Source organism: Pseudomonas sp. AMR01 (genome assembly GCF_041946035.1).
Lineage (GTDB): Bacteria > Pseudomonadota > Gammaproteobacteria > Pseudomonadales > Pseudomonadaceae > Aquipseudomonas > Aquipseudomonas antarctica_B.
This window is the reverse complement of the sequence record NZ_JAUTYR010000004.1, coordinates 151,902-164,063: the sequence shown is the minus strand read 5'-3', so window position 1 is coordinate 164,063 and position 12,162 is coordinate 151,902. Positions and strand designations below refer to the sequence as shown.

Genomic DNA, 12,162 nt, shown 5'->3' with positions numbered 1-12,162 from the left:
GGGTGATTGCTCGCTGACGACAACTACAAACAAGGATCGGGATCGTCATGCGCCATACCACTGTTCTATCCGCAATTTTTGGCACCAGCCTGCTGGCTGTGGCCTCAATGGGCCAAGCCGCCGAGAAGAAGAGCCTGGTGTTCTGCTCTGAAGGCAGCCCGGCAGGTTTTGACACCGCGCAGTACACCACCGCCACCGACAACGATGCGGCCGAGCCGCTGTACAACCGCCTGGTTGAGTTCGAAAAAGGTGCAACCAACGTGGTGCCTGGGCTGGCAACAGATTGGGATATTTCGCCAGACGGCCTGACCTACACGTTCCACCTGCGACAAGGGGTGAAATTCCACAGCAACAAGGAATTCAAGCCGACGCGCGACTTCAATGCCGACGACGTGCTGTTCACCTTCAACCGCATGCTTGACCCCGACCACCCGTTTCGCAAGGCCTACCCGACCGAGTTTCCATACTTCAACGGGATGAGCCTGAACAAGAACATCGCAAAGGTCGAGAAAACCGACCCGCACACCGTGGTGATGACCCTGAACACGGTTGACGCCGCGTTTATCCAGAACATCGCCATGAGCTTCGCCGCGATCCTGTCGGCCGAGTACGCCGAGCAATTGCTTAAAGAAGGCAAGCCGAGCGATATCAACCAGAAGCCGATCGGCACTGGCCCGTTTGTGTTCCAGCGCTACCAGAAAGACTCGCAGATCCGTTACGTGGGCAATAAACAGTACTGGGACCCGAGCCGCGTGAAGCTCGACCAACTGATTTTCGCGATCAACACCGATGCGTCGGTGCGCGTGCAGAAGCTCAAGGCCGGCGAATGCCAGATCACCCTGCACCCGCGCCCGGCTGACGTCGACGCGCTCAAGGCCGACCCGAACCTGCAGCTGCTGACCAAGCCCGGTTTCAACCTGGGCTACATTGCCTACAACGTGCGCCACAAGCCGTTTGACCAGCTTGAAGTGCGCCAGGCGCTGGACATGGCTGTGAACAAGCAGAGCATCCTGAACGCCGTGTACCAGGGCGCCGGGCAGTTGGCGGTCAACGCCATGCCGCCGACGCAGTGGTCTTACGACGACACCATCAAGGACGCGCCCTACAACCCGGAAAAAGCCAGGGAATTGCTCAAGGCAGCCGGCGTGAAGGAAGGCACCGAGATCACCCTGTGGGCCATGCCGGTACAACGCCCGTACAACCCCAACGCCAAGCTGATGGCCGAAATGCTGCAAAGCGATTGGGCCAAGATCGGCCTCAAGGTCAAAATCGTCAGCTACGAGTGGGGCGAGTACATCAAGCGCACCAAGAACGGTGAGCACGACATCAGCCTCATCGGCTGGACCGGTGACAATGGTGACCCGGACAACTGGATGGGCACCCTTTACAGCTGCGACGCCATCGGCGGGAACAACTACTCCATGTGGTGTGACCCGGCGTACGACAAGCTGGTCAAGCAAGCCAAGGTCGTGACCGACCGCGAACAAAGGACTGTTCTGTACAAACAGGCGCAGCAACTGCTTAAAGCGCAGGTGCCGATCACGCCAGTCGCCCACTCGACGGTTAACCAGCCGTTAAGCGCCAAAGTTGAAGGGTTCAAAGTCAGCCCCTTCGGCCGCAACGTGTTCTCGGGCGTCAGTCTCAACCCATAAGAAAATAACCGGATGGTGGAGGGCGATGTCTGCTCTCCGGCAAACGTGCAGCCTTTTGTTAGGAAATTTCCTACGGCAAACGTTTGCAATGGCTTGAACGAGTTACACACCCAATAGCCGGTTCACCTAAAAAGACCGGCATTAAAAAGAGAACCAAAGGAGCTCCACCCATGAAACTAAGCAGCAAAGCGCTTCTGGCCCTGGCCATCAGCAGCATCACGGCAACCGCCTTCGCTGAAACCCAAAGCCAGGACTTCGTTCCTACCACACTGGCCGGCACCAGCGCCCAAAGTGAGGCCAAAGGTTTTATCGACGGTCAAAGCCTGGGCGGTACTACCCGTAACTGGTTCTCCAACGAACAGCGGTTCCGTGGCGGCAAGTTCACTTACCAGAAGCACGGCGAAGCGCGTACCGACGCCTACCGTACCAACTGGCTGCAAGGCACCATCCTTAACTATTCCTCGGGCTTCACCCAAGGCACTGTTGGGGTAGCGACCGAAGTAGCGGGTTACAACGTGATCGCGCTCGACCAGAGCAAGCGTGACATCAAGGGCGGTTCCAACCGTACCCTGGCCGACTCCGACGGCGATGCAGTAGGCCAGTGGAGCAAACTGGGCCTGGCCAACGTCAAGTTCCGTGTGTCGAACACCACCTTGACCGCCGGTCGTCAGAACTTCAGCAGCGGCATCATCGACACCATCGGCAACCGTGCCCTGCCGTCGAGCTTTGAAGGTTTCGCCCTCAACAGCGAAGAGTTCAGCAACCTGTCGTTCCAGGGCGCTTACTTCGACCGCGTGTCGCCACGTACCGAACAGAGCCTGTCGAAATTCCGCAGCGAATACGGCAATGGCCAGGAAGCGGATCACGTCTACACCGCCGGTGTGAACTACCAGCCGTTCAAGAGCCTGAAAACCAGCTTCTTCGGCGCTCAAGTCAAAGACTTCTGGAACCAGTACTACTTCGGCGCTACCCACGAATTGGGTGACGCTCAGGTACTGAGCCTGACCACCGGCCTGAACTACTACAAAACCGTCGACGAAGGCAAAAAGTTGATGGGCAAGATCGACAACGACACCTACTCGCTGTCGCTCGGCCTGACCCACCAGGCTCACAGCCTGACCTTCTCGTACCAGGAAGTGAACGGTAACGAGTACTTCGACTACCTGCACGAAACCAACGGTATCTACCTGGCCAACTCCCTGACGTCCGACTTCAACGGTCCGAACGAGAAGTCCTTCCAGATCGCCTACGGCATCAACATGGCCGAATACGGCGTACCGGGCCTGAAGTTCAACATCTACTCGGCTCGCGGCTGGGGCATCGACGGCACTCACTACACCGGCGACGGCGGCCGTGCAGGCTTTGCCTACAACGGTATCCAGGCTCAGGACGGCGAGAAGCACCAGGAATACGGCGTAGGTTCTTCCTACGCAGTACAGAGCGGTCCTCTGAAAGCCTCCACCATTCGCGCCACTTACGTGACGCACCGTGCGACCGAAAACCAGGCTGACGGCAACCTGCGTGAGTTCCGTCTGGTTACCACCATCCCGTTCAACATTCTTTAATTAGCACCAGGTAAACGGCGGGCTCATCAAGAGCCCGCCGTTTACGCTTGTCTGGTTCACTCGATTGCAGAGGGCTCTGAATGAAAATGCTCCCGCTACAAGCCGCCATTGCCGCTGCGCTGTTGAGCGTGGCGATCGGCGTTTCGGCCAAACCACTGGTGGTCTGCACCGAAGCCAGCCCGGAAGGTTTTGACCCGGTTCTGTACACCACGGCCGTGACCGCTGACGCTGCGGCTGAAACCATGTTCAACCGCCTGGTCGATTTCAAGCCAGGTACCACCGAAGTGATTCCAGCACTGGCCAAAGACCTGCCGGAAATCAGCGCCGATGGTTTGACCTACACGTTCCACCTGCGTGACGACATCAAGTTCCACACCACCGACTATTTCAAACCCACGCGCAACATGAATGCCGACGACGTACTTTGGAGCTTCCAGCGCCAGCTGGACCCGAATCACCCGTGGCACAACAAGTCCAACGTGGGCTACCCGTACTTTGAAAGCATGGGCTTCAAGGAACTGCTCAAGAGCGTGACCAAGACCGATGACCACACCGTCGTCTTCACGCTGACCCGTCCTGAAGCACCGTTCCTGTCCGACCTGGCCATGGCGTTCTCTTCGATTCACTCCGCCGAATACGCCGACCAGTTGCTCAAGTCCGGCAAGACCGATGACTTGAACGCCAAGCCCATCGGCACCGGCCCGTTCATCTTCACCCGCTATCAAAAAGACGCCCAAGTGCGCTTCAAGGCCAACCCGGACTACTTCCGTGGCAAGCCGCCGGCTGACCCGCTGATCCTGGCGATCACCACTGACAACAACGTGCGCCTGCAAAAGCTCAAGGCCAACGAATGCCAGATCGCGCTGTACCCCAAGCCGGATGACGTGCCGAGCATGAAGGCCGACCCGAACCTGAAGGTTGCCGAACTGGCGGCGATGACCACCGCCTACACCGCGCTGAACACCACGCACAAGTACATGAGCGATGCCCGCGTTCGCCATGCGATCAACATCGCGTTCGACAAAAAAGGCTACAACGAGTCCCTGTACGGCAAAGGCAATGCCGTTGATGCCACCGGCCCGTTTCCGCCAACACTGCTGGGTTTCAACGACAAGTTGAAGAACCCGCCGCGTGACCTGGATAAAGCCCGCGCCCTGCTCAAAGAAGCCGGCGTACCGGAAGGCACCGAATTCACCCTGTTCACCCGTAACGGTGGCGGCCCGACCAACCCTAACCCGATGCTCGGCGCCCAGCGCATGCAGGCGGATTTGGCCCAGATTGGCTTGAAGGTCAACATCAAGGTCATGGAATGGGGCGAAATGCTCAAACGCGCCAAAGCCGGCGAGCACGACATGGTTTCTGCCGGTTGGGCGGGGGATAACGGTGACCCGGATAACTTCCTCACACCAAACCTGAGTTGCGATGCAGCGAAAAACGGCGAAAACTACGCCCGCTGGTGTAACAAAGAGTTTCAGGACTTGATCGACAAGGCCCGCGCTGACGCTGAACCTGCCAAGCGCGCTGCACTCTATGAACAAGCCATGGAGGTTTTCGACAAGGAACAACCTTGGATTCCTATGGCTTACCCGAAAATGTTCACCGCCATGCGCAAAAACGTCGAGGGTTTTACCCAAAGCCCTCTGACTACAAATAACTTCGCCACCACCCAGGTGAAGTAAATAAGAGAAGACGCTCGGCACCGTCGACATTGACGGTGCCGAACCTGCCTAACCGGCTGATTGAGGTACACAACAAGATGTTTAGTTTTATTGCCCGCCGATTGGGGTTATTGATCCCCACGTTTTTCGGCATCACGTTGCTCACCTTTGCGTTGATTCGCATGATCCCCGGCGACCCCGTAGAAGTCATGATGGGCGAACGACGAGTCGACCCCGAGATGCACGCACAGGCAATGGAACGCCTTGGCCTTAACAAGCCTTTGTATGCGCAATACCTGGACTACGTGGGCAAACTCGCCCATGGCGACCTCGGCGAATCGCTGCGCACACGCACCAGCGTGTGGACCGAATTCACCGCCCTCTTCCCTGCGACCCTGGAACTGTCCATGGCCGCCCTGTTGTTCGCCGGTATCCTGGGCCTGTTGGCCGGGGTGATCGCGGCCTTGAAACGAGGATCCCTGTTCGACCATGGGGTGATGGGCATCTCCCTCGCGGGATATTCGATGCCGATCTTCTGGTGGGGCCTGATCCTGATCATGTTCTTCTCGGTGAGCCTGGGCTGGACCCCGGTTTCCGGGCGCATCGACCTGCTCTATGACATCGAGCCGCGCACCGGCTTCATGCTGATCGACACCTTGCTGGCTGACGAGCCGGACGCGTTCTGGGACGCACTGCACCACTTGATCCTGCCGGCCATCGTGCTCGGCACCATCCCGCTGGCCGTGATCGCGCGGATGACCCGTTCATCAATGCTCGAAGTGCTGCGTGAAGACTACATCCGCACCGCCAAGGCCAAAGGCCTGTCGCCGGCGCGCGTGGTGTTCGTGCACGGCCTGCGTAACGCGCTGATTCCGGTACTCACCGTGGTCGGCCTGCAAGTCGGCACACTGCTGGCCGGTGCGGTTTTGACCGAAACCATCTTCTCGTGGCCCGGCATCGGCAAATGGCTGATCGAAGCCATTGGCGCGCGGGACTACCCGGTGGTGCAAAACGGCATCCTGTTGATCGCCTGTCTGGTGATCCTGGTGAACTTCGTGGTGGACGTCCTCTACGGCTTCGCCAACCCACGCATCCGTCACCAGCGCTGAGATCATGACCATGACCACACCTACTCAAGTGTCAGCAGTCGATCAAAGCCTGCTGTACCCGTCCCCGTACAAAGAATTCTGGCAAGCCTTCTCCAAGAACAAAGGCGCGGTTGCCGGCCTGTTGTTCATGTTGCTGATCGTGTTCTGCGCGCTCTTCGCGCCGTGGGTTGCGCCGCATAACCCGAGCGAGCAATACCGCGACTTCCTGCTGACTCCGCCAGCCTGGCTGGAAGGCGGGCAGATCCAGTTCCTGCTGGGTACCGACGAGCTGGGCCGTGACCTGCTCTCGCGCCTGATCCAGGGTTCGCGCCTTTCGTTGCTGATCGGGTTGTCGTCGGTGGTGATGTCGCTGATTCCGGGCATCCTGCTGGGTCTGTTCGCCGGTTTCTTCCCGCGCATGCTTGGCCCAACCATCATGCGCTTGATGGACATCATGCTGGCCCTGCCGTCGCTGCTGCTGGCTGTCGCCATTGTCGCAATCCTCGGCCCTGGCCTGATCAACACCGTGATCGCCATCGCTATCGTCTCGTTGCCGTCGTATGTGCGCTTGACCCGCGCTGCGGTGATGGGCGAACTGAACCGCGACTACGTAACCGCCGCCCGCCTCGCCGGTGCCGGCTTGCCGCGCCTGATGTTCATCACCGTGCTGCCAAACTGCATGGCGCCGCTGATCGTACAAGCCACCTTGAGTTTCTCCTCGGCGATTCTCGATGCTGCGGCTTTGGGCTTCCTGGGCCTTGGCGTACAACCGCCAACCCCTGAGTGGGGCACCATGCTGGCGTCGGCCCGTGACTACATCGAACGCGCCTGGTGGGTCGTGAGCTTGCCGGGTTTGACCATTTTGCTCAGCGTGCTGGCAATCAACTTGATGGGCGACGGCTTGCGCGATGCGCTGGACCCGAAACTCAAGAACGCCGCCTGAGGAGATTCCCATGTCACTGTTAGAAATCAAGAATCTCAACGTCCGCTTCGGCGACAAGACCGCCGTGCCGGTGGTCGATGGCCTCGACATTTCGGTCGACAAAGGCGAAGTCCTGGCAATCGTTGGCGAATCGGGCTCGGGTAAATCCGTGACCATGATGGCCCTGATGGGCCTGATCGAGCACCCCGGCATCGTCACCGCCGATGCCCTGAACTTCGATGGCAAAGACATGCTCAAGCTGAGCAACCGTCAGCGCCGCCAAATCGTCGGCAAAGATCTGGCGATGGTGTTCCAGGACCCGATGACCGCGCTGAACCCCAGCTACACCGTGGGTTTCCAGATTGAAGAAGTGCTGCGCCTGCACCTGAAAATGTCCGGTAAGCAAGCGCGTAAACGTGCCATCGAGCTGTTGGAAAAAGTGGAAATCCCGGGCGCTGCCAGCCGTATGGACGCCTACCCGCACCAACTGTCCGGCGGTATGAGCCAGCGTGTGGCCATCGCCATGGCGATTGCCGGCGAGCCGAAACTGCTGATCGCGGATGAGCCGACCACAGCGCTGGACGTGACCATCCAGGCGCAGATCATGGAACTGCTGCTGGCCCTGCAAAAAGAGCAAAACATGGGCCTGGTGCTGATCACTCACGACCTCGCGGTGGTGGCTGAAACCGCCCAGCGCGTGTGCGTGATGTACGCCGGCCAAGCCGTGGAAGTCGGCCAGGTGCCGCAGTTGTTCGACATCCCGGCGCACCCGTACAGCGAAGCACTGCTCAAAGCGATCCCCGAGCACAGCCTGGGCGCCACGCGCCTGGCCACGCTGCCGGGTATCGTGCCCGGCCGTTATGACCGCCCGCAGGGTTGCCTGCTGTCGCCACGCTGCCCGTACGTGCAGGAATCCTGCCGTGCCCAGCGGCCTGGCCTTGACCCGAAAAGCAACAGCCTCGCGCGCTGCTTCTACCCCTTGAACCAGGAGGTGGCGTAATGGCCGTCGTTCTTACCGCCCGCGACCTCACCCGTCACTACGAAGTGTCCCGTGGCCTGTTCAAGGGCCACGCCCTGGTACGCGCGCTTAACGGTGTGTCGTTTGAGCTGGAAGCCGGCAAAACCCTCGCCGTAGTGGGCGAATCAGGTTGCGGCAAATCCACACTGGCCCGTGCGTTGACACTGATTGAAGAGCCGTCTTCGGGCTCCTTGAAAATCGCTGGCCAGGAAGTCGCCGGCGCCGACAAGGCCCAGCGCAAGCAATTGCGCAAAGACGTGCAGATGGTGTTCCAGAGCCCGTACGCCTCGCTCAACCCGCGCCAGAAAGTCGGTGATCAACTCGGCGAGCCGCTGTTGATCAACACCAACCTGTCCGCCGCCGAACGCCGCGAAAAAGTGCAGGCAATGATGAAGCAAGTGGGCCTGCGCCCTGAGCATTATCAGCGCTACCCGCACATGTTCTCCGGCGGTCAGCGCCAGCGTATTGCCCTGGCCCGCGCGATGATGCTGCAACCCAAAGTGCTGGTGGCGGATGAACCGACCTCGGCACTCGACGTGTCGATCCAGGCCCAGGTGCTCAACCTGTTTATGGATTTGCAGCAGGAATTCAACACGGCCTACGTGTTCATCTCCCACAACCTCGCGGTGGTGCAACACGTCGCCGATGACGTGATGGTGATGTACCTCGGCCGCCCGGTGGAAGTCGGCCCCAAGGACGACATTTACGCACGCCCGCTGCACCCGTACACCCAGGCGCTGCTGTCGGCCACGCCGACCATTCACCCGGACCCGAACAAGCCGAAGATCAAAATCGTCGGCGAGCTGCCCAACCCGCTGAACCCGCCGCCTGGCTGCGCGTTCCACAAGCGTTGCCCGTACGCCACGGCGCGCTGCAGCACCGAAGAGCCGCTACTGCGGGCGCTGGATAACCGCCAAGTGGCGTGCCACTACGCGGAGCAATTCGTCGCCTGACTTGCAACAAAAAATGCCCTGGGTGGTTAAGCCCAGGGCATTTACAGTGTTCTACCGCCCTGCCCGCCGGATTGCGCATCAGTCCGGCCGGCGGGGCTTTTTTATGGCGACTCAGGTATCGCTGTCACCTTCAGAGGTGTCATCGTCGTCCGGCGCTTGCTGGTCGTCATCATCCTCACTGCCGCCCTGGCCCTTATCGCCCGCCTCAGACTCCGACTGGGCCAGTTGCAAGCCCTTGCCCTGCGTCGTCTGCACCGCCGAAAAGCCCGCCTGGCTGCCCCGCGCCGGGCTATGCGCCCAGGCCGTCGACATCCCCAACGACAACAGCACCAACACCTTAATCAACAGCACTACTCGTTGAAAAATACTCATGGTCGATTTCCGTCCAGTCAGTAGGTGAATCCCGCACGACAGCGGTTTACCGTCGCCAGGGTAGACGCTAGTCCTAATGCCGGGTTTAAGCCAGACCTCAGGTGTCGCCGTCGTCGTAGGTTTCGCTGTTTTCACCTTCGTTGTAGGGGTTTTCCGCATCCTCCTTGGGGGCGGGTTGGGCCCGTGGCTGCCAACTGCCGGAGTTGACCTCGTTCTGCTTTTTCTTGGTGACTGGGCCGGTGTCTTTCCATTGGGGGGTCCCGGCAGCTGCCAACGCTGAAGTACACGCCAGCCCAAGGCACCCCAGCAGCACCAGATGTATGGCGCGTTGAGTTATACGCAAGATCGCCTCCTGATCCGTCGTTAAATGGATGTAATAGTTGAAACGCTAGACCCGAAGCACAGTTAGCGCCAATGCGGCGGACTGAAATGTGAAAGCTGGCTTGCCTGATTTACCGATGTGCCTGCATCGCAAGCCTGCGCCCACAGGGTTGAGGTGTGCCAAACACATAAAAAGGGCGAAGCCATCACAGCTCCGCCCTTTATAAACAGCTCAAATCGTGGTGGTAGTCGCGCGTCAGACTTTTCCGAAAACCTTGAATCCTCAACCTGGATCGTTGCTCCTTCACAACATCCAACACTACAGTCCGGCCTTTCCCCACCGAGCCTCAAAAGATGAAACCCTTAATTGCTGCACTCGCACTTATCAACCTCACGGCCTGCGCAGGTCTCTATGACACGATCTACAACGACAACTGGAACTACTCCGACCTTAATAAGGACGGGCAGCTTTCAAGGCAGGAGTGGAGCGTATATATGCAGGATCGCAATAATAAAACAGCCCAGGAGCTTGGATACATCGACAAATCAGAATTTGATGGCATTGCCTTCAAAACGGCTGACAAAGATAAAAATGGATTTATCTCGCGGGCCGAATACGACCGCTATGTAAAAGAAGCCATTACTAATAGTTACTACCCTGCAAAGAAATAGGCACGCGAACCAAACGCGGAGCAGGCTCAGTATTCATTGAGGATAGGGAGCGTTACAAAAACGGGCCATACCGGCGGTATGGCCCGTTTTGCTTTTTAGTGGTGTTCGCGAGTCGCACGGAATTTCACATCCGGCCAGCGCTCTTCCATCAACGCCAAATTCACCCGCGTAGGCGCCAGGTAAGTCAGGTGCCCGCCGCCATCAATCGCAAGGTTTTCCACCGCCTTGATCTTGAACTCTTCCAACTTCTTCTTATCGCCGCAATCAATCCAGCGCGCGGAGTACACGGTGATCGGCTCGTACGAGCACTCCACCTTGTATTCCTCTTTCAAGCGGCTGGCGACCACATCGAACTGCAGCACACCGACGGCGCCGAGGATGATGTCGTTGCTGCGCTCGGGGAAGAACACCTGGGTGGCGCCCTCTTCCGCCAGTTGCTGCAAACCCTGGCGCAACTGCTTGGATTTCAGTGGGTCGCGCAGGCGTACGCGGCGGAACAGTTCCGGGGCGAAGTGCGGGATACCGGTGAAGCCCAGCGCTTCGCCTTCGGTGAAGGTGTCACCGATCTGGATGGTGCCGTGGTTGTGCAAACCGATGATGTCACCGGCAAACGCTTCCTCGAGCTGTTCACGCTCGGAGGAGAAGAACGTCAGGGCGTCGCCGATGCGCACGTCCTTGCCGGTGCGCACGTGGCGCATCTTCATGCCTTTTTCGTATTTGCCGGAGCAGATGCGCATGAAGGCGATACGGTCACGGTGTTTGGGGTCCATGTTTGCCTGAATCTTGAACACGAAGCCGGTGAATTTTTCTTCCACAGGCTCCACGGTGCGCTCGTTGGCTACACGGGCCAGAGGCTTCGGCGCCCAATCCACCACGGCATCGAGCACGTGATCGACACCAAAGTTGCCCAGGGCCGTACCGAAAAACACCGGGGTCAGTTGGCCGTCGAGGAATTCCTGCTGGTTGAATTCATGGCAGGCGCCCTGCACCAGCTCCAGCTGATCCACGAAGCGGTCGTACTCGTCACCCAAGTGGGCACGGGCTTCGTCCGAGTCGAGTTTTTCGATGATCTTGACGTCAGTGCGCTCGTGACCGTGGCCGGCGGTGTAAACAATGATGTAGTCCTCGGCCAGGTGGTACACGCCTTTGAAATCGCGGTAGCAACCGATTGGCCAGGTGATCGGCGCGGCCTTGATCTTCAGGACGGCTTCGATTTCATCGAGCAACTCGATCGGGTCGCGAATATCGCGGTCGAGTTTGTTGATGAAGCTGACGATTGGCGTGTCACGCAGACGGCACACGTCCATCAACGCGATGGTGCGTGGCTCAACGCCTTTACCACCGTCGAGAACCATCAGTGCCGAGTCAACTGCCGTCAGGGTGCGGTAGGTGTCTTCGGAGAAGTCTTCGTGGCCCGGGGTGTCGAGCAGGTTGACCATGTGGTCGCGATACGGGAACTGCATGACCGACGTGGTAATGGAAATACCCCGTTGTTTTTCCATTTCCATCCAGTCGGAGGTGGCATGGCGGTCGGATTTGCGGGATTTCACCGTGCCGGCCACTGCGATTGCCTTGCCCATCAGCAAGAGCTTCTCGGTGATGGTGGTTTTACCGGCATCGGGGTGGGAAATAATGGCGAAAGTGCGGCGTTTCGCGACTTCGGCGGCCTGGTGGGTCATGGGAAATCGCCTGGCAGGTGAGTCAAAAAAGGGCGGCGAGTATAGCGCAAACCCCAGGCGCCGGACCACCGTTCACCCCATTGGGGGTGGCTAAATGCTGCCAAGTGTGGAACCTTTTAAAAGGTCGAGACGTCCACTCCCCTGCTATCGCACTCGGAACAGGGGCTGATAAATCAGCAAGTTAGCCTGACGAGGCTGCGCTCATGGCTCGAACTCACACCGCATTGCCGGTGTAGACGAGCTGCATTTCGCGACCACATTT

General features: G+C 58.9%; 11 protein-coding genes. 8 read left to right on the top strand and 3 right to left on the bottom strand.

Translation table 11 applies throughout. The annotated features are described in order from the left end of the window. Positions 1–107 precede the first annotated feature (107 nt). From Q7C20_RS05905 to Q7C20_RS05875, 7 genes are all read left to right on the top strand, one after another. Positions 108–1,652 carry an ABC transporter substrate-binding protein gene (locus tag Q7C20_RS05905; protein ID WP_375066445.1) on the top strand — a complete coding sequence of 515 codons (1,545 nt, stop codon included), beginning with the start codon at positions 108–110 and terminating at the stop codon, positions 1,650–1,652. 170 nt (positions 1,653–1,822) lie between these two features. Continuing rightward, the gene (locus Q7C20_RS05900; RefSeq protein WP_375066228.1) at positions 1,823–3,217 is read left to right on the top strand and encodes an OprD family porin; all 1,395 of its coding nucleotides are present in this window, start codon (positions 1,823–1,825) and stop codon (positions 3,215–3,217) included. Positions 3,218–3,297: 80 nt separating this feature from the next. After that, on the top strand, positions 3,298–4,896 hold the full coding sequence (locus Q7C20_RS05895; protein WP_375066226.1) for an ABC transporter substrate-binding protein: 1,599 nt from the start codon (positions 3,298–3,300) through the stop codon (positions 4,894–4,896). Positions 4,897–4,973: 77 nt separating this feature from the next. Further along, the gene (locus Q7C20_RS05890) at positions 4,974–5,984 is read left to right on the top strand and encodes an ABC transporter permease subunit (protein ID WP_375066224.1); all 1,011 of its coding nucleotides are present in this window, start codon (positions 4,974–4,976) and stop codon (positions 5,982–5,984) included. Between the two features lie 10 nt (positions 5,985–5,994). Continuing rightward, the gene (locus tag Q7C20_RS05885) at positions 5,995–6,906 is read left to right on the top strand and encodes an ABC transporter permease subunit (RefSeq protein ID WP_375066222.1); all 912 of its coding nucleotides are present in this window, start codon (positions 5,995–5,997) and stop codon (positions 6,904–6,906) included. A gap of 10 nt (positions 6,907–6,916) precedes the next feature. Next, positions 6,917–7,885, top strand: coding sequence for an ABC transporter ATP-binding protein (locus Q7C20_RS05880; RefSeq protein ID WP_017138287.1), 969 nt, complete (start codon positions 6,917–6,919; stop codon positions 7,883–7,885). Further along, on the top strand, positions 7,885–8,856 hold the full coding sequence (locus Q7C20_RS05875; protein ID WP_348055543.1) for a peptide ABC transporter ATP-binding protein: 972 nt from the start codon (positions 7,885–7,887) through the stop codon (positions 8,854–8,856). The genes Q7C20_RS05880 and Q7C20_RS05875 overlap by 1 nt, the downstream gene beginning before the upstream one ends. Before the next feature lie 111 nt (positions 8,857–8,967). Here Q7C20_RS05875 and Q7C20_RS05870 read toward each other — a convergent pair whose 3' ends face one another. After that, on the bottom strand, positions 8,968–9,228 hold the full coding sequence (locus tag Q7C20_RS05870) for a hypothetical protein (RefSeq protein WP_375066219.1): 261 nt from the start codon (positions 9,226–9,228) through the stop codon (positions 8,968–8,970). A gap of 97 nt (positions 9,229–9,325) precedes the next feature. After that, a complete protein-coding gene (locus Q7C20_RS05865) occupies positions 9,326–9,571 on the bottom strand; it encodes a hypothetical protein (RefSeq protein WP_375066218.1) in 246 nt (81 codons plus the stop codon). Positions 9,572–9,903: 332 nt separating this feature from the next. Here Q7C20_RS05865 and Q7C20_RS05860 point away from each other — a divergent pair, with 332 nt between their 5' ends. Further along, positions 9,904–10,221 carry a hypothetical protein gene (locus Q7C20_RS05860; protein ID WP_375066216.1) on the top strand — a complete coding sequence of 106 codons (318 nt, stop codon included), beginning with the start codon at positions 9,904–9,906 and terminating at the stop codon, positions 10,219–10,221. A 95-nt stretch (positions 10,222–10,316) separates the two neighbouring features. Here Q7C20_RS05860 and Q7C20_RS05855 read toward each other — a convergent pair whose 3' ends face one another. Next, a complete protein-coding gene (locus tag Q7C20_RS05855; RefSeq protein ID WP_375066214.1) occupies positions 10,317–11,900 on the bottom strand; it encodes a peptide chain release factor 3 in 1,584 nt (527 codons plus the stop codon). Positions 11,901–12,162 lie beyond the last annotated feature (262 nt).